A 21,377-nucleotide genomic window follows, 5' to 3' on the forward strand; every position below is an offset into this window, starting at 1 on the left:
GGCCTAATGGATCTCGATCCTGCGCTGCGGTGTCGCCTGCGACTTCGGCAGTGACAACCGCAGTACGCCGTCCTGATAATGGGCTTCCACCCGTGCTTCATCGATCGGTGTCGCCAGCGTGAAGGCGCGCTGCATGGTGCCGCTATAGCGCTCGCGGCGAATCACGCGTTCGCCTTGCTTCTCTTCGGACGCTTTTTCGACCTTGGCCGAGATCAGAACCGTGCCGCGTTCGACGGAGACATGAAGGTCCTCCTTTTTCGCGCCGGGAATCTCCGCGACCACGGTGTAATCCTTGTCGGACTCCGTCACATCGACCTTGAAGGCAAGCCCGGCGTCGGTGCTGCTACCGAACGCTCGCATCATGCCATGCAGCATGTCTCCGATCGGCTCGATCGAAAATGGGTCGTACAGTCGGATATTGCTCATAGGAAGCTCCTCGGTCAAATGGGACAGCCGGATGCCGCCCGTCGTTTCATAGTGGCAGGCATCCGTCACCGGGTATTGCGCTGGATCAATGATGCGCGACGCGGGCTTTCTATGCTGGATGCTATACACCGCGTCTCCTCTCGAGCTCGCCCATGACCATCCGCAATCTCGCGTATCTCTTCCAGCCAGCCTCCATTGCTGTCATCGGCGCGAGCGATCGTCCGGGGCGGGTGGGGACGACTGTCTGGAACAACCTGCGGCGCGGCGGCTTTGCGGGTGCACTCCATGCCGTCAACCCCCGCCTCGATCGTCTCGACGGCATGCCCTGTCATGCTCGCGTCGGGCAGCTTCCGGCCTGTCCGGAGCTGGCCGTCATCTGCACACCGCCTGCGACCGTTCCACGGCTGATTGCCGAGTTGCGCGAGCACGGATGCAAGGCAGCGGCCGTGTTGACAGCCGGACTGGATGCGGCGGCCCGGCAGGCTATGCTCGACGCGGCGAAGCCTGGGTTGCTGCGCGTGCTCGGCCCCAATTGCCTGGGCCTGATGATGCCGTGGATTGGCTTGAATGCAAGCTTCGCCCACACGCAGGCATTGACGGGAAGACTGGCATTCGTGTCGCAGTCCGGCGCGTTGTTTACCGCCGTGGTCGATTGGGCTAATGCGCACGGTATCGGTTTTTCCCATTTCGTCTCGCTCGGGGAGAGCGCCGATGTGGACGTGGGCGACGTCATCGACTACCTCGCCGCCGACGCCGACACATCGGCCATCCTGCTGTACATCGAAGCAGTGCGCGCGGGCCGCAAATTCATGTCTGCGGCCCGCGCTGCCGCCCGCAACAAGCCCGTGATCGTGATCAAGGCCGGGCGCACTGAGGCATCGGCCCATGCCGCGGCGTCTCACACTGGCGCGCTGGCTGGCGCGGATGACGTCTATGACGCGGTGTTCCAGCGGGCTGGCATGCTGCGGGTCGAGAGCACGGAGGCACTGTTCGATGCCGTGGAGACCCTGGCGCGCGTCAGGCAGCCGTCCGGAGAGAAACTGGCGATCGTGACCAATGGGGGCGGTCCGGGTGTCATGGCTACCGACGCGCTCGTGCGCGCGGGCGGGCAGCTCGCCTTGCTTGCCGCCGACACCGTGGCGCGACTGGATGCCGTGCTGCCGGCGACGTGGCCACGCGCCAATCCGATCGACATCATCGGCGACGCGCCGGTCCGGCGTTACGCGGACACGTTGCAAATCCTGCAGGACGCACCGGAGGTCGATGCCATCCTGATGCTGCATGCACCGACCGCTATCGTGGGCAGCGATTCGATCGCGGCCGCCGTAGTGGCCAGCGCGGCGGGACGTCATCCGGTCCTGATTTCCTGGCTCGGCGCGGACGCCGTACGCGAGGCGCGCCGCATGTGCCGCGATGCCGATGTGCCGGAATACGACACGCCCGAGCAGGCCGTGCGTGGGTTTCTTCAAGTCGTCACGCAGGCACGTTATCGCCGGTTGCTGATGCAGACGCCGCCCGCCGCCCCCGAGCTCGCACCCGGCCGGGTGGCCGCCAGGGGATGGATTGCCGAGGCGGTGGCGGCGGGACACCGGCAACTGCCCGCCGATATCGCGGCGCGCGTGCTCGAGGCCTACGGAATCCCGGTGGCCACGACGCGGATCGCGCGCGACGAGCGCGAAGCGGCGATGGTTGCGGGTGCAATCGGCTTTCCTGTGGCGTTGAAGATCGCGTCGCCCGATATCTCGCACAAGTCGGATGTGGGCGGCGTCGCGCTGGGGCTGGGATCGGCCGAGCAGGTAAGAGAAGCGGCGTTCACCATGCGCGCGACGGTGTCGCGGCTGGCGCCGGCCGCGCGTATCGATGGCTTCGCCGTTCAGAGAATGGCACACAGCGCGCATGCCGCCTTCGAACTGATCGTCGGGATCGCGTCGGATCCGGTGTTCGGGCCGATTGTGCTGTTCGGCCAGGGCGGCACGGCGGTCGAACGGATTGCGGACCGCGCCGTCGCGCTGCCGCCACTCAATCGGCTGCTTGCCGCCGACCTCGTCTCGCGTACCCGGATCGCGCGTTTGCTGCCCGGCTACCGCGACGTCCCAGGCATCGATGGCACCGCGCTCGAAGACGTGCTGATGGCCGTCTCGCGCATCGCGTGCGAGCTGGATGGCATTGCGGAGCTCGACATCAACCCGCTCGTGGCGAGCGCCGGTGGTGTGATGGCACTCGATGCCCGCATCGTGATCCGGCCTGCAGGAGGTGATGCGAGCGCACGGCTCGCGATCCTGCCATACCCGGCGCACCTGGCGCGCGACTTGACGTGGCAGGGGGAAGCGCTGCGACTACGGCCCGTCCGACCGGACGACGAGAATGGCTATCGCGCGTTCCTCGAAGCGCTCAGTCCTGAGGACATGCACGCGCGATACTTCTGCATGTTGCGCAACCCTGCCCACAGCCAGCTGGCGCGGATGACCCAGATCGACTATGCGCGCGAGATGTGCTTCGTTGTCGAGCGTCCAGCAAGAGAGGGCAGGCCAGCCGAACTGCTGGGCGAGTGCCGGGCGATGGCCGACCCGGACAACGAGCGCGCGGAGTTCGCGATGTGCGTGCGCACGGACTGCAAGGGCGGGGGGCTCGGCAGACTCCTGCTGAATGCGATCATTGCCTACAGTCGGGCGCACGGTACGGGAGCCCTCCACGGTATGACCCACCGCGGGAACGAGGCGATGCTGGCGCTGGCCCGCTCCCTCGGCTTCGATACCACACCCGATGCGGACGTGACACGTCTGCTGCTCCGGCTGCGGCCGGCAAACTTCCCCGAGGAAGGTACCGCATGAATCCGGAACGTTTTGCCCTGATCTCCTACCTCTGTTCCGATGATGGCGCGCTCGTGACTGGCGCGAATCTGGCCATCAACGGTGGGCAGCACATTCAATGAAACGCGAACCACTCTCCGCCGTCTCTGTTCCCGCTACCTGTCAGGAGCCCGTGCTCCCCGATGCGTACGCGCGGTGGGATCAAGACATACGCGCCGCGCTCGCGGCGACGACGGGCGGCATCTCTATTGCCTCGCTGGCATTGGCCTGGGCCGACTGGGCGCTGCACCTGATCGTCTCTCCGGGCCGGCGGGGGAAGGTGGCCGCGCAATGGTGCGCGGGTACGCTCTACGACTGGGCGAAGCCGCCTTTTGCCGAGCGCGAAGCGATCGCGGGGGATCCCCGTTTTGCCGGACCGGCATGGCAACAGTGGCCATGGTGTGTCTGGCGGGACGCGTTCCTCCGTCAGGAGACGTTCTGTCAGGAGATGACGTCCGATCTCGACGGCGTATCGCCGCATCATCAGCGGCTGGCGGCCTTCTGCGCGCGCCAGTGGCTGGACCTTGGCTCGCCGAGCAACCTGTGGTGGCTGAATCCCGCCGTGTTGGCGGCCACCGCGAATACGCTCGGCGGCAACTTCGTGCAGGGCGCGAGTCACTGGGTCGAAGACGTCGAAGATGCCGTCGCGCAGGCGTGCCACCTTCCTGCGCAGCGCCGCAATCCGGACTTCGTCGTGGGCAGGGATGTCGCCATCACGCCCGGCAAGGTGATTTTCCGTAACGAGCGCATGGAGCTGATCCAGTACGCGCCGACGACCGCAAGCGTGGCGACGGAGCCGCTGCTGATCGTGCCTTCGTGGATCATGAAGTACTACATTCTCGATCTGCAACCCGCCGACTCACTCGTACGGCATGCGGTGGCCAGCGGCAACACGGTGTTCATGGTGTCGTGGAAGAACCCCGGCGACGAGGCCCGCGATGCGGGGTTGCACGACTACTTGCGCGACGGCCTGCTGGAAGCGTTGCGGGTCGTGCGTCAGCAATGCGACGGCGCGCGCGTGCAGGCGGCCGGGTATTGCCTGGGTGGCACGCTGCTCGCCATCGCGGCCGCATGGCTGGCGAGGGAGCATCGCGATGACCTGTCCGGCGTGACATTGTTCGCAACGGGCACCGACTTCGAGGTGCCGGGGGAGCTGGGCCTCTTCATCGACGACAGCGCCTTCGCGACGATCGACGCGCTCATGCGCCGGCAGGGCTATCTGGACGGTCCCCAGCTGACAACCGCATTCCAGATGCTGCACGCGCGTGATCTGGTGTGGTCGCGCATGCTGGGTGAATACCTGCTCGGCAAGCGCGCCAGACCCAACGACCTGATCGCGTGGAACCGCGACACGACGCGGCTGCCGCACCGGTTGCATGCCGACACGCTCCATTCGCTCTTCCTGCGCAACGATCTGGCCGAGGGCCGCTATTGCGTTGGGGGCGAGCCCATCGCGCTGGCCGACATCACCGTACCGATCTTCATGGTGGGTACCGAGCACGATCACGTGACGCCGTGGCGTTCGGCCTACAAGCTTCATCTGCTTACGCGCGACGCGTTGACCTTCGTGCTGACATCCGGCGGCCACAATGCCGGCATCGTGTCGGAGCCGGGCCATCCACGCCGCAGATACCGTGTGGCCACGCGTGTACCCGGCACACGCTATCGCGATCCCGACAGGTATCTCGCCGAAGCTACGCTGCATGAAGGTTCGTGGTGGCCGTGCTGGTTCGACTGGCTGGCCGAGCACGCGAGCGGGCAGCGGGAGGCGTGTGCGTTGCCCGCGGACGCGCTGGACGATGCTCCGGGGAGATACGTGCTGGAACCCTGAACCCCTGCGCCAGGGGCGATCTGGGGGCGTTGGTCACCCATCGTTTCCCGCTCGAGCGGATCGAAAACGCCTACGAGCTGTTCTCGCATCAGCGCGATGGCGTGTTGAAAGTGGCTATTTTCCCTTGAGCGCTTGCTCGGCTTGACCCACGTCAAAGCTCCCTCTCATGCGACTCCTAGACTGAATCGTGCGAGGCGCGCGCCTGTCGCCGGCATCTGACGATCGAATGGGAGGCCATTATGCAGAACATCATTCTCGCCACGGACGGTTCCGTCTATTCCGACGCGGCGGCGCGCAGCGTCGCATCGCGAACGCTGCTACGCGGCGACTTCGTGGTGCACGTCGTCCACTGCATGCCCGAGCTGAGCGGCGAGATCAAGCGCCTCGTGGGCCGCGAAACCATAGCGGACTGGATGGCTGACGAGGGCGAGCGCAGCATGCGTTCTGCGGTGGCCATTCTTCGCGACGCCGATTTCGCCGTGGAATGCCACGTGCTAGTGGGCTTTGCGCCGGACCGGATCATCGCGCTCGCAAAGGAGCTCCATGCTGCCGCCATTGTGCTCGGTACCCACGGACGCGGCGCGTTCCTCGATGCCGTGATCGGCTCGGTCGCCACCCGCGTACTTGCGCACGCGCCGTGTCCGGTGCTGCTTGTCAAAGGTCCCGCAGCCATCTGAACAGGAATTCATGATGCTTGGCTTTTCCAGCGTATTCGTTCACGTCGGCGTCGAGGCGCGGGTCAAGTCGCGCATCGCGCTCGCGGCGCGTATTGGCGCCGCGCAGCAATGCCGTATGGCCGGCATCTGCGTCACCTATGCGCCCCAGCCCTGGTTCTATCGCATGCATCATGCGGCCGAGTGCCTGCAGGAGGATCGCGAACGTCGGCACCATACTCATGAAGCCCTGCGGCGTCGCTTCGAGTCCGCGATCTGGGAGCACGGCATGACGGCGGAGTGGCGCGTGGCAGAAGGCGAACCGGTGGCGAGCACCCTGAGAGAGGTGAGAGAGGCCGGCCTTGTCGTGCTCGGACAGACCGACGAATCCGACGACGACAGTTATATCGCGCCCCAGTATCTGGAATCGATCGTGCTCGAGTCCGGTCGTCCCACGCTGGTCATTCCGTATACGGGGGACTTTCCCACGCTGGGAACGAGTGTGCTGGTCGCATGGGATGGCGGCCGGGAAAGCGCGCGCGCGTTGCACGATGCCTTGCCGCTGCTCGCGGGCAGTCGTGTCCATCTGTTACACGCCAATGCGGCGATGCGCAGCCTGCGTGTGGATTCGACACCGGCGGCGAATGCACTGCGGCTGCTGCGGGACGTCGGCGCCGAGGTGGAAATGGAGTACATGGCGGAGGCCAACGATCTGCTCATCGGGGAGCTGATCCTGTCGCGCGCGGCGGATATCGGGGCGGATCTCATCGTCATGGGCGCCTATGGCCATAGTCGTCTGCGTGAGATCACGCTTGGCGGGGTGACGCGCACCATCCTGGCATCGATGACGGTGCCGGTACTGCTGGCGCATTGACTGGCGTACCTCTCAGTCATGTAAACGCGATGAAACTGACATTTCTGGGTGCTACGGGCACCGTAACGGGTTCGAAGTATCTGGTGGAGGCAGGCAGGTCCCGAATCCTGGTCGATTGTGGGCTGTTTCAGGGCTTCAAGCAGCTCCGCTTGCGCAACTGGGCGCCATTGCCGGTGGATCCAGCGAGCCTGCATGCAGTCGTGCTGACGCACGCGCACATCGACCATAGCGGCTATCTGCCGCTGCTTGTCCGCAATGGTTTCCGTGGCAGCGTGTACTGCACGCTGGGGACGGCGCAGCTCTGCGAGGTCCTGTTGCCCGACGCCGCCGCGCTGGCGGAAGAGGATGCCAACTACGCCAATCGCAAAGGGTTCTCGCGGCACCACCCGGCCATTCCCCTGTACACCGGCACGGATGCCACCCGCGCGCTGCGACGTCTGGAGGTGGTGCCGTATGCGAAACGCTGGACCGTCGCCCCAGGGGTGGAAGCCGAGTTTCATCGCGCAGGGCACATCATCGGCGCGACGACGGTCACGTTGCATTTCGACGGCGCCCGGATCGTGTTCTCGGGCGACCTCGGCCGCCAGTCGGATCCCGTCATGCGAGCCCCCGAGCCGGTGAGCGCGGCGGACTGGCTGCTCGTGGAGTCGACTTACGGCGATCGGCTTCATCCTGTCCAAGATCCCATCGAAACCCTGGGCGATATCGTCAATCGGACGATTGGGCGCGGCGGCACGTTGGTGGTCCCCACCTTCGCAGTGGGGCGCGCGCAGTCGCTGTTGTATTGCCTCTACCGTTTGAAGCAGGCGGGGAAACTGCCGGATGTGCCGATTTTCCTCAACAGCCCGATGGCGATCGCCGCGACCCGGATCTTTTCGCTGCATCCGGAAGAACTGCGCATCGGTCGCGAAGCCTGTGCGGCCGCCTGCGATATGGCCGAACCAGTGCAGCGCGCCGAGGATTCCGTACGGCTGAACAGCGACACCCGCCCCAAGATCATCCTGGCCGGAAGCGGGATGCTCACCGGGGGACGCGTCGTGCATCACCTCGAGAGTTTCGGCCAGGACCCTTCCAGCACAATCCTCCTGTGCGGGTTTCAGGCGGGCGGCACGCGTGGCGCGACGCTTCGGTCCGGCGGGCGCCTGGTCAGGCTGCACGGCAAGGACATTACGATCCGCGCGGAAGTGGCATGCCTCGACACATTATCCGCGCATGCCGACGCGGACGACCTGCTAGCCTGGCTGAAGGGCTTCCATCAGCCGCCGCGGCAGACCTTCATCGTGCACGGCGAGCCGCAGGCCGGCGATGCGTTGCGACAGCGCATCGAGCGCGAACTTGCGTGGGCGGTGACCATGCCCGAGTATCGTGAGACGTACAGGCTTCGGGAATCGGCAGCGGAGGCGCCGAAACGGTGACGGCACCCGTCGTTCCGGATTGACGACGGAAGAAGCCGCCAATCCGCTTCTGGTGGCCGACGTCGTTGCCGCACTGGCGCTCCACGTGGGGGCGATGTGTCTGCCCGGCCTTGCCGCCACGCTGCATATTGCGCCCGTATCCATCGCCACCTGGCGGACTCTGATGCTGCTGGCCTTTCTGTTGACCCTCGTCGTCGAGTTGGACAAGTGGCAACGGAGAATCCCGCGGCAACCGTGGCATACGCAGGGTACGCGAGCTAGCCGACCTGCAGATGATTGATGACTTCCGACACCCCTGGCGCCGACCATGCGGCGCCCGCCGCGGCGCGGCGCTCGGCCAGCGTGCCGACTTTCCCCTCGAGCGTCACCACCCCCGCCGAAGCCTTCACCTTGATATGTTGTGCTTCACGTTCGGCATGACGGCGCAGCGCACCTTCGATCTTGCCTTCTACTTCCTCCGGTACCAGCTTGGGCCGCACCACGATTTCGTTGCGCACGCCTCGGACGCCGCGGATATGGCTGACGGCACTTTCCGCCGTCCGACGCTGGAAGCCCCACTGCACGCTGCCCCGCAGCGTCACGCAGCCGTCCTCGACCTCGAGCTGCAGATCTTCTGCGGGCACATGCACGTACCACTGCAGCGCTGAACGCGCAGCGAGCGCAAGCGCCTCGTCGGTATGCTGCGCTTCGTGCCGTATGTTGAGTTTCACCACGACGCCCTTGACGCCGCCGACGCGTTCGGTGGCGCGCTCCACGGCCAGCTTCTCAGAATAGGAGCCGACGTGGCCGGAGAGGGTAACGATACCTTGCCTGACCTCCGCTTCGATGGCATCGGACGTGATACGCGGATCCCAAGCCAACTCCGCGTGGACGAGCTTCCTGAGTTCTTCATCGGTTCTCATGTCGGTCTCCTGTGGGCCTCATGTCAGTCGGAGCTTTTACTGTAGAAACTGCTCAGGTCCGTTCCTTGATCTGGCGCAACGCGGTGGCCAGTCGCGTCCGAACGTCTTGCCTCGGTTTGGCGTACAGGGAGCTACGCGCCAGGAAGGCACCGGTCAGATACAAGGCCAGCAGCAGCGGAAGGTATGACCAGAACGCCGACGGCGGGGGCACCAGCCTGAGCGCCGGCGCAAACGGAGAGAATGGCAGCCACAGCGCGAGCGTGATGATTGTTATCGTAGCGCCGACGAGTGCCGCGCTGGGGCGGCTCTGGACAAACGGGATCCGTCGCGTACGAATGACGTAGATGACAAGCATCTGAGAAAGAATCGACTCCACGAACCAGGAGGAATGGAACGCTGCCTGGGACGCAATCGTGCGAAGGTCCAGCACGAAGTAGAGCAGCATGAAGGTCAGGAAGTCGACGGCGGAACTCAGCGGTCCCATGATCGCGATATAGCGCCAGAGCACCCGCGTATCCCACGAACTCGGCTGCGCCAGCGCATCTTCATCGACGCGATCGGTAGGGATGGCAGTCTGCGAGATGTCATAGAGCAGGTTGCAGGTCAGCAACTGAATCGGCGCCATCGGCAGAAACGGCAGCCAGAGACTGGCGCCCAGCACGCTGAACACATTACCGAAGTTCGAGCTGGACGCCATCCGGATGTATTTGAGCAGATTGGCAAACACTCGCCGCCCCTCGACGATGCCTTCATGCAGCACCAGCAGGCTCTTCTCCAACAGGATGATGGTGGCCGCCTCCTTTGCAATGTCGGTCCCGGTGTCCACCGAGATGCCGACATCCGCGGCACGCAACGCGGGGCTGTCATTGATGCCGTCGCCGAGTACTCCCACCACGTGCCCACGGGAGCGCAGCGCGCGGACCAGCGCAGCCTTGTGCTCCGGGGTCAGCTTGGCAAATACCGTGAACCGTTCAGCGAGGTCGGCGACGGCCGTTTCCTCCAGCCCGTCCAGCTGCCGCCCCGTCACGATATCGAGGGAATCGATGCCCACCAGGCCGCAGACATGCCTTGCGATGTCCGGGCTGTCTCCCGTCAGGACCTTGATGCCAATCCCGCATCCCCTGATCGCGCGCAACGCCGCGGCTGCCGTCTCTTTCGGTGGATCGATGAAGGCGACAAAGCCCGCCAGGGTCAGGCTGCATTCGTCCGCCACGGAATATACGCTGGCGTCTGTCCTTGCCAAGCTGCGGAACGCGACCGCCAGCAGCCTGAACCCCGCGCGATTGAGCCGACCGGCGAGCTCTTTTGCCTCCTCCATGACCGGCGCCGTCAGCGGCACGACGGCTCCCGCACGTTCGCAGGTCGTGCAAACCGAGAGAATTTCCTCCACGGCCCCTTTGCAGACCAGCAGATGGGCGATGTCGGATTCGACGATGACGGACATCCGCCGGCGCGCGAAGTCGAAGGGTACCTCGTCAATCAGGCGATACCGCTGGTCGAGCTCCATGCGCGTCACTACGGCCGGATCGTGCAGCAACACAGCCTTGTCCAGCAGGTTGCGCAGGCCGGTCTGGAAACGGCTGTTCAGATAAGTAAGGGCAAATACGTGATCGGATTCGCTCTCGTCGATATCGAAGTGCCGGTGGAGAATGACGCAGTCCTGTGTCAATGTACCGGTCTTGTCCGTGCAAAGGACATCCATGGCGCCGAGGTTCTGGATTGCGCTCAACTGCTTGACAATCACTTTCCGGCGCGCCATCGCGAGGGCACCCTTGGAAAGGGTGACAGTCGTCAGCATCGGCAGCATCTCCGGCGTCAGGCCGACAGCAACCGCCAGTGAGAACAGCAGAGCCTCGAACGTATCGCCTTTGGTCAGGTAGTTGATGGCAAACACCAGCGGCGTCATCGCGCATATGAGCGCCAGCATCAGGTTCGCCACGTGACGGATCCCCGTGTCGAATGCACTCGGCGCAGCCGTCTGCGATGCAAGGCGTGAGATATTGCCAAACACCGTGCGCACACCGGTCGAGACGACCACCGCAGTACCCGTGCCGCTGACGACAGTGGTGCCCATCAGGGCGACATTTGGCAAGTCGCCTGGCGTGAGCGTCATTGCGTCCGGTGCGTCCAGTGCCCATTTTTCGACCGGCACTGACTCGCCCGTCATCGCGGATTGATTCAGAAACAGGTCCTTGGCTGCAAGCAGCCGCAGATCGCCGGGTACGATGTCACCGGCCCCGATGTGCACGATATCGCCGGGCACCAACTGCGCAATCTGGACCTCCGCCAGGGTCGATTCGGCATCGGCCGTTGCGCGTCGCTGCACAGTAGCCGTGGTGTGAACGAGCGCACGGAGAGCCTTGGCCGCCATCACCGAACGCTGTTCCTGCCATGTGGCAATGCCCACGCTCAACAGAACCATCGCGGCAGTGATGGCGGCCGAGTTGAATTCGCCAATGACCAGCGATACGGAAGAAAGCACGAGCAGCATCACGCTAAGCGGGCTGGACAACCTCTTCAGGATCTCGATCGGCAGTCGGGGGCGCTCGTCGGGGAGTGCCTCATTTGGGCCCACCTCCTTCAAGCGCTGGCGAGCGTCGGCGTCAGTCAATCCGAAGCGACAGCTCCCGAGCGCCGAGAGTAGCGCGGAAAGGGGCAGCGTTGCGGCGGATAGCAATGTGGACGACGTGGTCGGCGGATTGGCTGAATGCTGCGGCATACTGGAACGCGGCTTCTGACTCGCCGAATCAGGCCTCATGTGGAGATAGCCACGCCGGACGATGCGCCTGGCTGAGATCGGGGCGGGCACGCAAATAGGCGTCGGCAAACCTCTTGATCTCCGCGCGCGCTGCACCGCTTATGATGTCCTGCTCCACGAGTGTCAGCACCGGAAAAGGCTCTCGACCGATTGCGTCCCCAATGTCCTGTGCGGCGCGAAGTCCGCCACGTCGCGCCATGATCGTCACTGCGGCGACAAGCCGCGGCAGGGTGTTCGCATCCTCGAGAAAGGTGCGCATTGGGGCCGCCAGGCGACCCATCCAGACTGGCGCCATCACGATTACGTCGCGGACGTTCGCCAATGGCGGGCCGCTATACCGATAGCCTGCCTTGCGCCGGAACAAGTTATCCACCACACAACGCAGGTCGCCATAGGCGCCGGCGCGTGGCACCGCGTCGGCTACCTCCGCTTTCGGGCAACCGAGCATGTTTGCGAGCTGCGTCGCGGCGGTCAGCGTCACGCCGGTGCGTGAATAGTAGATGACGACAGTCTCGTCCATGACGATTCTCCTCGGCGTTGGCGTGCGCGGCGGCAGCGTGATATTCGTCTGAAGCCTAGGTGCAGCCACGAACGTCGAGGTTGATGTGCGTCAACACTCCCGACGTCAGGCCGACTATCGTGAACCGTGTCATGTTCAAGCCTGGATGGCCCGCCCATCTCGCTGTCCGGGATCAGACCAAGGAGACTGTCATGAGCGAAACAGAAGTGCCCGCCGACTATTGCGTGACGATGCAGCGCATGGCGCTTGTCGAAGCGTGCCGGGCGTACCTTGCTTTACAGGATGTGAGGCACACCATTCTGAAGGCCCACATGAAGGCGGTGGAGGACGAGGTTCGAAGCGGCAAACGGCTGCTGCAGCGCATCGAGGCTTCCAGCGAGCCCGTGACCTTGCAGGCGTCTGTCGCGCAAATGCTCTCGGACCGGATGGAGCATCAGTCGGCATTGTCCCGAGAGTATGCCAAGGCGTTCGCCGACGGATGGTCGTCGTGGCTCAGGCAATGCCAGACGCTCAAGGCGCCATGGCTGGCGTCGACGCGGGCGGGCGGGGCATCCGCGGATCCCGCTGGCATGAATGGACTGTCAGCTGCATGGGGAAGCTTCTACGACCAGCTTGGAAAGATGTCCTCGGTGCTGGCGGGATCGACTCCCGTCACGGCGCAGCCGAACGGGAGCACGCGGAGTCGGGCGGCAGCGTGAATATGCACGGCGTGGCATGAACAGAGGAGTCGCCAATGTACCGACACGTCCTTGTTGCAATCGACGGCAGTGATTGTTCCCGGAGTGCTCTGACCGAAGCCATTCGTATTGCGCTCAGCTGCAAGGCACACCTGGAGATTCTCCACGTCATCGATTATCAGTATCTTCTTTATGAGCCGAGCCTTGGCGTGCGCGAGGATCTCGGCCCCGCCCTGTTCGAAGCTGGCAAGGATCTTCTGCGGGACGCCAGCGCGACGGCGGCCAAAGCGGGTCTTCAGCATTCGGAAACGTTGATCGACGAAGTCCGTAGCATGGGCGAAGTTGCGGGTCTCGTGGAGGAGCACGTGAGGACCTGCGGCGCGGACATTGTAGTCGTCGGAACTCATGGCAGGCATGGATTGAAGCGGCTTCTGCTGGGAAGCGTTGCGGAAACACTCGCTCGTCATTGCCCGCTGCCGGTGCTACTTGTGAAGTACTCGGAGGGGCTGGCGAATGCAGGGGAGGGAGGATGAAGGACGACTTCAATGGCGGTTTCTGGCCTCGAGCAGCCGCGGCAGCTGGTGGTGTCCCAGCTGGCCGCGCTGACGCGACAGCAGGCCCATCGGGCCGTCCATGCGCCAGCGTTCGACCAGGCGCCGGATCTGTCGGGTCGTGAGATTGAGCCGTTCCGCCGCGCGCCACTGCGGCAGCAGACCTTCGGCCGTGGCTTGAATGACCTTGAAGCGGTCAGCCTCGCGCAGACTCATGGTGATCCATCGTCGATCGGTCATGGCGGCGCTCCGGTTCTCACTCAGGCGCTACCAGTATAGGTTCGGGAAGCGGACATTCTGATTTAGCCAGAAGCGGACATCCTAACTTGGCCCTGACAAGCAGATGTCTAGGGCGTTCTCAGATGTCGGAGCGCGCGGCAAGTTCAAATGTCGGCACGGTCGTGCGGTTTGTGCAGGGTTGCATGCTTCGTTGGGCCCTTTGATCGGGCGGTGTCGCTGGCCGTCAGCGGCTGGGGCGACGGGCAGGGTGGGGCGCATGCATATCGCCTCGGCAGCGCCTCCGCCGCGGGATAGCTGGTCGGAACAAGTCGTGGCGGGGTGAACGGGCACCGGAGTTGTCCGAAGGCTCGACCGGCGCAAAACGACCCTTTTGCGTCGTTCGGCTATCCCGCTCTCGGCGACCGCAGCTGGTCGCTTTACGGACTTTCGCATGGAGTCGGTGCCTGTGCGAGCGGGAGCGTTGCATTACCATCGCTGGCAATGACGCGACGCATCTTTAATGCCACCGGTGTCCATCCGAGTAAACTTGCGCCATAGGTGATGATTAAAAAATCAATAACGACATGACGATCATTCAACGTGGATGGGCGATTGGCCTGATTTTGGCGGCTTTGACGGGTAGCCAACCGGCGGAATGCACGGAGCATAAGGTTGGCGACAAGGGAGTGTAGGAGATCTTTACAGAGTCGAGATTGGCAGCGCTGGCGCGTGCTGCTTGCGTTGGCAAGAAATGCGCGCACGCCTAAGCATGATTGGGCCAGCATATTTGCGTGTTCCCCTGGCACTTCTGCGGTTGCGCGACCGAACGCTTCATAGGCCAGGCACAGCTTCTCCACTTTAGTCATATGCATAGTGTCGCCCCGGTAACTGCCGCTTGCCGAGCGGCTGCGTTAGCGATTTCCGTGAAACAACGCTCTTGCCGCAATGATGGAATGCATTTTCGCGAGATCGATGTGCGCATCTTCAATCGACTCGGCGCAACTCGAAATTCACCGGCTGCAGGAGCAAGCGAGGGGCGACCTTCAGCCGAGTCATCTATTGACGCAGGATTGGGAAATTGGGGTGAGCCTAGCAGACGGCCCGCTAACTCAGCAGTGTCGTGAAGTGGGGTGTTGGTGGCGAGCGACGGCACGTGAAGGCTGAGATCAGACATTCAAGTCCCGTGGTCGTGTGTCCACTTGCAGGCAAAGCGCTCAAAAAAGCGGAGAGTCAGGCGCGGACTGAAGTTACATCGATGAATATGTACTGAACCTAACCTAGAGGAGATCCTCGATGTCGATGACGCCAAAGTTTTTTGGATTCAACAACTGCGCGGACTTGCTCTTGATGTGCACGTCACCTTCAACACGAACCATCTTCGAGTTGTCGTGCGCGACCACTGCCAGATGATAGTCATCGCCCGTCAACTCTACTTGCACCTTGCGCTCAACGTCACCAAAGGTGGAGTCAATGGTGATCGTGCCTGCCGTTTCGTATTTCGGCCTGTTCAGCTTCGTGATGTAACCGGTCAGCCTGCGCTCGGGAAGGGAGTAATCGCCCTTGTAGTAGCCCGTCGCCTTTTCCAACCCCTCGACGTGCCTTCCCTCAAACACGGTGGATAGGTGGGAAACGTGACATCGGCACGCAGATCTGCGCGCGCGCCCTGTAGACATCCCGAGCGCGACGTCTTCGTCTATCAGCATCTCTTGGTAGACGTGCTCATCGTGGCGAAATCCAGTGGGGTTTAAGCCCACCCAAACAGAATACCTCCGACCTTGTTCGCTGCATTATCCAAAAGCGGCCGGCGTTCCAGCATGTCCTTCAATGGCAGTCGGGCGGTAGGGGCATGCACGGCCAGTCCGGCTAGCACCTTGCCCGATGCATCGCGCACGGGCACAGACATAGCATTCAGGCCGAGCGAGTCTTCTTCCTGGTTGACAGCGTATCCCTGCGTTCGGATGTCCGCGAGGGCGGCTTCCAGGTCATCCACCGTGACCAATGTGTTGGGTGTGTACTGCGTCAGTTCGAGCCGTGGCAGCAGTTCGCGCCGTTGTGCGTCTGGCAGATGCGCGAGCAGCAGTTTCCCGATGGCCGTGCAATGCGATGGCACGCGGCTGCCAGGGTGTAGTTGCACGCGCAACGGCCAGTGACATTCCACCCGGTCCACATAGAGCACGCGCTCGCCGTCAAGAATCCCGATATTGCAGGTCTCGCCGATCTCCGCCACAAGCTCGGTCAGGATCTGCCGCGTTGCGAGGGATTGCCTCGGGGCCGACAACGCCGCGACGCCGAGCTGGCGCAAACGGGCGCCAAAGTGATAGCGATCGCTGCCGGCTTCGCGCGCAACCAGGCTGAGTTCTTCCAGCTGGCGCAGAATGCGATGCACGGTCTGCTTAGGCATGCCGGTGACTTCAGCCATTTCGGCAAGGCTCAGCGCGCGGATCTGGTCACCTAGCGCTTCGAGGATTCCGACGGCTTTTTCCAGTGCGGAGCCTGTAGTGCGAGTGCGTTCGTTATCTTCCGTATCCATCATCAACAAGAGTCTATGGCCACAAGGGTGCCAGCGTGAGCAGCGCGGATGCGAACAATACCAGCAGCACGTACCTCCGAAAGCCTGCGGTACCCGCCATCCTGAACAGCCGTTCTCCGGCCAGATGTCCGCCGATCATTCCTATACCGGCGATCGCGTAATCGCTTACGCTCATGACGGAAAACGCGCCGCGAATGCCGAGCGTGGAAACCGACACCAGGCCGAGGATCAGAAAAACCGATGTCGCGGTCAGCCGGATGACGCGGGCATCGAGTCCCGGGATGGCCATCAGTCCCGCCATCAGCGGTGGCCCGGAAACACCAGCCATACCCTGTGCCACGCCAGCACACAGGCCTACCAGCGTGAGCCGCGTCGGTGTCATTGTGCGGACCAACCGCCTGCCAGCCACGATGATACCGATGGACAGAAGCAGGATCGCGGCCAGCACGACGCGCATGGTGGATTCGGGCAGCCACTGCAGCAGTACTAGGCCGGGCACCATTCCGACAATGCCACCGCTGCAGATGCGCGCCAGCAATCGCCAGTCGAGCGACCGATACTCGCCGGCCACGATCGGTATCGTACTCAGCGTCTGGAACAGTACCGCGATGGCCACGGCCTGCGCCGGCGGCCAGACCAGCGACAGCAACGGCACGGCTACCAACGAAAAGCCGAGCCCCGACACCGCGCGCACCAGCGTGCCGGCGAACACGATCGCGGTCGTCGCGGCGAGGGGCATCCAGGCGGTACTACTCATCGGCACGCTGGCCAAGGATGGATTCGATTTGCGCAGCGGCCCGCAAAACGGCTTGGTCTTCGCCAAAACGGCCGACCAGTTGCACGCCGATGGGCAACCCGTCGCGCTCGCCCACGGGCAGCGTCAAGGCGGGCAGGCCTGCCAGGGTCCACAGCCGTTGAGGTGCCCGTGAGCCCGACCCTTCGGTCAGCCACGGTGCCACATCGAGCGTCGCGGGTGCGAGCGCGATCTCGCCGGGCAGCAGCATGGCATTGAGACGCGCCGATAGCTCGGCCTGCCGTGCCTCGGCGTCGTCGAACGCCGCGGCGCCGATACCTTCGCCCCGCGCCAACAACGTCATCAGTTTTGCCGAGACCTTGTCCGGCGGCGCGGCACGCAATGTCGCGCCATGGCGTTTTGCCAGTTCGTAGGTGAGCAGCGTATCGGTTAATTCGTTCTCCGTTGCCGCCGTCTCGGGATCGACGACCAACGGATCCAGGGCGAAGCCCTCCGAACGCAATCGGCTGTAGCAGCGCTCCAGCGACGACGATACCGCAGTGGATACCTCATCGTCGAACCACGGCTGCAGAACCCGGAGCGTCAGCGGCGGGCATTCGTGCCGCGCATCTTCGGCGGCGGCCGCGAGTACACGATCCACCGCAATCGCATCGGCGACACTGGCGGCAACGAGCCCGGCATGATCGAGCCGGGACGACAGGCAAAGGAAGCCGTCCGTCGTATAGCGCCCGAAGCTCGGCTTGAACCCGACCACGCCGCAGTAAGCTGCCGGCCGGATGATCGAGCCGATCGTCTGCGTGCCCAGCGCGAACGGGACAAGGCCGGCACTCACCGCGGCAGCTGAGCCGCTCGATGAAGCGCCAGGTGAACGTAATGCGTCGCGCGGGTGCACCGTCCGTGCCGCCGCCGCCAGCGCGTACTCGGTCGATGCCGTGATGCCGACCGGTACCGCGCCGGCGTCAATCAGCCTCTGTACAAGTGGCGCGTTGACAGCCGGCCTGCGACCGGCATGGATTGGAGAACCCCAGGCGCAGTGGAGGCCAGCCACGTCGATGACCTCCTTGATCGCCATCGGCATGCCGTGGAGCGGGCCGCGCGCATGCATTGGCAATGCATCGAGCTCGGCCGCGCGCTGCATCGCGCCAGTGGTGTCGAGCTCGATGAACGCGTGCAACGTGCGGTCACGCTGGCGTGCGCGCACCAGTGTCGAGGCAATACGCTCCTGCACCCCTGCTGCGGGATAGGACGAGTTGTGGGAATCCATCTGCTTGTCAGTCCGACACCAGTTGAGGCGCGGTTCCATATGTCTTGCGAAGTTCGTCGTCGAGCGCCGTCAGGATCATGGCCTCCAGTTCACGGAAACCTGGCGTGGCCAGGGTCCGCGGATACGGAAGGGCAACGTGCTGGTCGAGCTTGATGCGACCGGGGCGACTGGTCATGACCACCACGCGAGTGGCGAGGAACAAGGCCTCCTGCACCGAGTGGGTGACAAGCAGCACGGTCTTGCGATGCTCCCGCCAGATTCGAAGCAGCTCCTGCTGGAGGAAACCGCGCGTCAGCGCATCAAGCGCACCGAACGGTTCATCCATCAGGATCGTGCTCGGCTCGGTGGCGAACACGCGCGCCAGCGCCACACGCTGCTTCATGCCGCCTGACAGCGCGTCGGGTCGTGCATCGCCGAATTCGCCCAGGCCGACCAGATCCAGGTAGCGGTTGGCCACCGCTTCGCGCTCCTTGCGCGGCATGCCGCGCTGGCGCAGGCCGAAGGCGATGTTGTCGCGAATGTTAAGCCATGGAAACAGCGCATACTGCTGAAACACCATGCCCCGCCGCATGTCGGGCCGCGTGACTTTCTCCCCGTCGACGAGTACCACGCCGGCCGTCGGCGACTCGAAGCCGGCCACGATATTGAGCAGTGTGCTCTTGCCGCAGCCGGACGGCCCGATCAATGCCACGAACTCTCCCGTCGCAATATCGAGTGTGACGGGGCGCAGTGCCTCGACCGCTTCCCCAGTGTCCGTGTGGTACAGCTTGGACACGTTGTTGACGACCACGCCTGGGCGGGTCGAGGTGTGCAGCGACTGGTCCATGCTTACCCCTTGTAGCCCAGCCGATGGCCGAGCATGCGAAATCCGGTGTCGATCGCGATACCGAGTAGTGCGATGATCACCATGCCGGCCAGCACCTGGTCCGAGCGCAGAATCTCCATGCCGTTGGCAATCAGGTAACCGAGCCCCTTGTTTGCGGCAACCAGTTCCGCCGCGATGATTGCGGCCCAGCCAATGCCGAACGAAATGCGCAACCCAACCAGGATCGTGGGCATCGCGGCCGGTAGGATCACCTGCCAGAACAGCCGCGCGTCCGAACTGCAGCCGAGCACGCGACCCGCACGTACGAGCACTGGATCAACGGCCTTCACGCCCGATACAGTGTTTAGCAGGATCGGGAAGAAGGTGGCAATGAAGATGATGAAGACCTTGCCTGCCTCACCAATGCCGAACCAGAGTATCGCCATTGGAATCCAGGCCAGCGGCGAGATCGGCCGGAACAGCTCCACCAACGGCTCGAGCACGCTCGCCAGCCGCGGGCGCGTACCTTGCAATAAGCCCAGCGGAATGGCCACCAGTGCCGCCAGCAGCCACGCGGTCAGCACGCGGCCGAGGCTCGCGCCGATATCGCGGAAGATCGTGCCGGACGCAAAAAGGTCGTAGAGCGTGCGCGCGGTCAATTCCGGCGAGGGCAGTACCGCCGGACTGGGATGGGTAATGACCACGACCAGTTCCCACACCAGCACCACCGCGATCATCGCGGCGAGATAAGGGAACACACGGCGCGCCACTGACCGGGAAAGCGAAACCATCGAAGTCTCCTCTCTGCGATGCTGCGACTCAGGGAGTCTCTGCAGCCAGCGCCTTGCGGGCGGGCTCTGGGGCGAGCTTCGGCTCGTCGCCGTCCTGCAGGATGGCCGCCTGCTTGAGGAACGAGGCATAGATCTTCATAGTCTCGGCATCCGGCACGATGTCGGTGGAGTAAACCGAGATCCCTTCCTTCAGCGAGTACTCGATGACCTTGGGAGGAAAGCCGATTTCCTTAGCCCACATCTCCACGGCCTTCTGTGGTTCCTTGTTGATTAGCTTGATCGCGCGGATCTGCGCCGCCATGATGTCGCGCACGAGGTCCGGATTGGCGTCGATGAATGCTGTCCGACCGTAGAAGCCGTCACCGACATAGTGGCCACTTTTGATCGGCAGGATCTTCTCGGCCTTCAGCAGGACACGCGTCTTGCCACTGGCGAGCGCCATCGAGATATGCGGGTCCCACGTGATGCCGGCGTCCACGCTGCGCTGTTCCACCAGCGTGCCAACCTGCGAGCCGGAGGTTTTGAACAGCTGGACGTCGGACGCCTTCAGCCCGGCTTTCTGCAGCGCGTTGAGCAGCAGCGGATATTGCTGCGACCCCTCGCCCGGATAGGCGATGCGCTTGCCCTTTAGATCGGCGATCGTGCGCACCGGGGAGTCCGACGGAACGAGGATGGCGGTTTGCTCGAGAATCGTGATGCCCAGGAGTTTCGCGGGCAGCCGGGCTGCGGCCACCACCGCCGGGCCCATGCCCGCAGAAGCCAGGTCGAGGCTGCCGGCCGCCATTGCCTGGTTTTCCGGCGCCCCGTAGGGGAAGCTGTGGAACTGGAACGTGACGTTGTACTTGGCTTCCAGCGGCGCGAGGTAGCCCGCCGCCTTGGCGATGTAGATCGGCTGCGTCGCTGGCTGCACCCCGATATTGACTACCTGCGCGGCGCCCGCTGACAGCGCAGTCGCAAACAGCGTCACCCCCAATGTGCCAAGTGCACGGTGGATCATGGAACGTAGAGACATACGGATTTCCCCTTGCGCGCTCAGCCGCGCTGCTGGTTGAAGAATTTTAAATTTTCGGGACGAATCGTCTCGCAAATGATGGACTCAAACGCAAGAGTCGGGCCACCGGCTAATGTGCTTTATGCGCCTTTTTTGGGGCGTGGGTTGCATCGAAAGGGGGCGTTCCCGACCGCATCTGCCCGGGTCTGGGGCGGAGTTCACGAAAGCCACGCACCTACTGCCTTCGCCAGTTGTGGTCGGGCAGAGGCAGTGTGATAACTCTGACTGAGCCGCCCACCCCCCAATGCAAATGGCTGCTGCGACGAGCAGCACGATGCTGCCGACGGACTAGAAAAGGAGCAGGTGGTCGAACTTGGCAAACGCCTCGTTCAGCAAGAACTTGGATGCAGCGGGAATTTTTATGGTTCATCACCGATTTCCGGAGAAGGCTGCTCGGATCTTGAGGAAGAAGTAGTGGTCGTCGCGGATCGAATTGGAAGCTGCATGAAGCCGGTGCGTGAAAGGGCGGCGACGCTCCCGCGTTGCCACCGACGGGGAGTCTTTGCA

The 21,377-nt window shown here is 63.6% G+C and carries 21 protein-coding genes and 1 pseudogene; 9 read left to right on the top strand and 13 right to left on the bottom strand.

From position 1 onward, the window contains the following. Positions 1-3: 3 nt before the first annotated feature. On the bottom strand, positions 4-426 hold the full coding sequence (locus tag LDO41_RS04490) for an Hsp20/alpha crystallin family protein (RefSeq protein ID WP_223984163.1): 423 nt from the start codon (positions 424-426) through the stop codon (positions 4-6). A 152-nt stretch (positions 427-578) separates the two neighbouring features. Here LDO41_RS04490 and LDO41_RS04495 point away from each other — a divergent pair, with 152 nt between their 5' ends. The 7 genes and pseudogenes from LDO41_RS04495 to LDO41_RS34325 all read left to right on the top strand — a co-directional run bounded on the left by LDO41_RS04495 (position 579) and on the right by LDO41_RS34325 (position 8,328). After that, positions 579-3,257: a bifunctional acetate--CoA ligase family protein/GNAT family N-acetyltransferase gene (locus LDO41_RS04495; protein WP_223982511.1), complete on the top strand. Its 2,679-nt coding sequence runs from the start codon at positions 579-581 to the stop codon at positions 3,255-3,257. Between the two features lie 97 nt (positions 3,258-3,354). After that, the gene (locus LDO41_RS04505) at positions 3,355-5,106 is read left to right on the top strand and encodes a PHA/PHB synthase family protein (protein ID WP_223982514.1); all 1,752 of its coding nucleotides are present in this window, start codon (positions 3,355-3,357) and stop codon (positions 5,104-5,106) included. 11 nt (positions 5,107-5,117) lie between these two features. After that, a pseudogene (locus LDO41_RS04510) lies at positions 5,118-5,234 on the top strand (NAD(P)-dependent alcohol dehydrogenase); the annotation flags it as partial. Positions 5,235-5,345: 111 nt separating this feature from the next. Next, a complete protein-coding gene (locus LDO41_RS04515) occupies positions 5,346-5,783 on the top strand; it encodes a universal stress protein (protein WP_223982516.1) in 438 nt (145 codons plus the stop codon). A 10-nt stretch (positions 5,784-5,793) separates the two neighbouring features. Beyond that, positions 5,794-6,633, top strand: a complete 840-nt coding sequence (locus LDO41_RS04520; RefSeq protein ID WP_318036270.1) for a universal stress protein — start codon at positions 5,794-5,796, stop codon at positions 6,631-6,633. Between the two features lie 29 nt (positions 6,634-6,662). Continuing rightward, entirely contained in the window at positions 6,663-8,048 is a 1,386-nt protein-coding gene (locus LDO41_RS04525; protein WP_223982519.1) for an MBL fold metallo-hydrolase RNA specificity domain-containing protein, read from the top strand. Then, entirely contained in the window at positions 7,999-8,328 is a 330-nt protein-coding gene (locus LDO41_RS34325; RefSeq protein WP_377741430.1) for a cation transporting ATPase C-terminal domain-containing protein, read from the top strand. Before LDO41_RS04525 ends, LDO41_RS34325 begins: the two co-directional genes overlap by 50 nt. Here the strand turns inward: LDO41_RS34325 and LDO41_RS04530 are convergent. From LDO41_RS04530 to LDO41_RS04540, 3 genes are read right to left on the bottom strand one after another with little or no spacing between them, the layout of a single operon-like run. Next, on the bottom strand, positions 8,306-8,950 hold the full coding sequence (locus LDO41_RS04530) for a BON domain-containing protein (protein WP_223982521.1): 645 nt from the start codon (positions 8,948-8,950) through the stop codon (positions 8,306-8,308). The two genes, LDO41_RS34325 and LDO41_RS04530, sit on opposite strands and share 23 nt — an antisense overlap. 52 nt (positions 8,951-9,002) lie before the next feature. Beyond that, on the bottom strand, positions 9,003-11,669 hold the full coding sequence (gene mgtA / locus LDO41_RS04535) for a magnesium-translocating P-type ATPase (RefSeq protein ID WP_253074771.1): 2,667 nt from the start codon (positions 11,667-11,669) through the stop codon (positions 9,003-9,005). A gap of 28 nt (positions 11,670-11,697) precedes the next feature. Next, the gene (locus LDO41_RS04540) at positions 11,698-12,228 is read right to left on the bottom strand and encodes a flavodoxin family protein (RefSeq protein WP_223982526.1); all 531 of its coding nucleotides are present in this window, start codon (positions 12,226-12,228) and stop codon (positions 11,698-11,700) included. Between the two features lie 191 nt (positions 12,229-12,419). On the opposite strand from LDO41_RS04540, the gene LDO41_RS04545 reads away from it, so the two are divergent. Further along, complete coding sequence (locus LDO41_RS04545; RefSeq protein ID WP_223982528.1) at positions 12,420-12,926, top strand: hypothetical protein; 507 nt, start codon at positions 12,420-12,422, stop codon at positions 12,924-12,926. 35 nt (positions 12,927-12,961) lie between these two features. Next, a complete protein-coding gene (locus LDO41_RS04550; RefSeq protein ID WP_223982530.1) occupies positions 12,962-13,438 on the top strand; it encodes a universal stress protein in 477 nt (158 codons plus the stop codon). Between the two features lie 9 nt (positions 13,439-13,447). Here the strand turns inward: LDO41_RS04550 and LDO41_RS04555 are convergent, their stop codons facing one another. The 9 genes from LDO41_RS04555 to LDO41_RS04595 all read right to left on the bottom strand — a co-directional run bounded on the left by LDO41_RS04555 (position 13,448) and on the right by LDO41_RS04595 (position 20,831). Next, on the bottom strand, positions 13,448-13,696 hold the full coding sequence (locus LDO41_RS04555; RefSeq protein WP_223982533.1) for a helix-turn-helix domain-containing protein: 249 nt from the start codon (positions 13,694-13,696) through the stop codon (positions 13,448-13,450). Between the two features lie 416 nt (positions 13,697-14,112). Further along, the gene (locus tag LDO41_RS04560; RefSeq protein ID WP_223982536.1) at positions 14,113-14,541 is read right to left on the bottom strand and encodes a hypothetical protein; all 429 of its coding nucleotides are present in this window, start codon (positions 14,539-14,541) and stop codon (positions 14,113-14,115) included. Positions 14,542-14,952: 411 nt separating this feature from the next. Further along, entirely contained in the window at positions 14,953-15,378 is a 426-nt protein-coding gene (locus tag LDO41_RS04565; RefSeq protein ID WP_223982538.1) for a hypothetical protein, read from the bottom strand. Positions 15,379-15,419: 41 nt separating this feature from the next. Then, positions 15,420-16,208: an IclR family transcriptional regulator gene (locus LDO41_RS04570; RefSeq protein WP_223982540.1), complete on the bottom strand. Its 789-nt coding sequence runs from the start codon at positions 16,206-16,208 to the stop codon at positions 15,420-15,422. Between the two features lie 10 nt (positions 16,209-16,218). After that, positions 16,219-16,962 carry a sulfite exporter TauE/SafE family protein gene (locus tag LDO41_RS04575; protein ID WP_223982543.1) on the bottom strand — a complete coding sequence of 248 codons (744 nt, stop codon included), beginning with the start codon at positions 16,960-16,962 and terminating at the stop codon, positions 16,219-16,221. Next, entirely contained in the window at positions 16,955-18,223 is a 1,269-nt protein-coding gene (locus tag LDO41_RS04580) for an amidase (RefSeq protein ID WP_223982545.1), read from the bottom strand. Before LDO41_RS04580 ends, LDO41_RS04575 begins: the two co-directional genes overlap by 8 nt. A gap of 7 nt (positions 18,224-18,230) precedes the next feature. Continuing rightward, positions 18,231-19,049, bottom strand: coding sequence for an ABC transporter ATP-binding protein (locus LDO41_RS04585; protein WP_223982547.1), 819 nt, complete (start codon positions 19,047-19,049; stop codon positions 18,231-18,233). Between the two features lie 2 nt (positions 19,050-19,051). Beyond that, complete coding sequence (locus tag LDO41_RS04590) at positions 19,052-19,819, bottom strand: ABC transporter permease (protein ID WP_223982549.1); 768 nt, start codon at positions 19,817-19,819, stop codon at positions 19,052-19,054. 28 nt (positions 19,820-19,847) lie between these two features. Next, entirely contained in the window at positions 19,848-20,831 is a 984-nt protein-coding gene (locus tag LDO41_RS04595; protein WP_223982551.1) for an ABC transporter substrate-binding protein, read from the bottom strand. Positions 20,832-21,377: the final 546 nt, after the last annotated feature.

The sequence above is a fragment of the Cupriavidus pampae genome, from assembly GCF_914271485.1.
GTDB lineage: Bacteria > Pseudomonadota > Gammaproteobacteria > Burkholderiales > Burkholderiaceae > Cupriavidus > Cupriavidus pampae.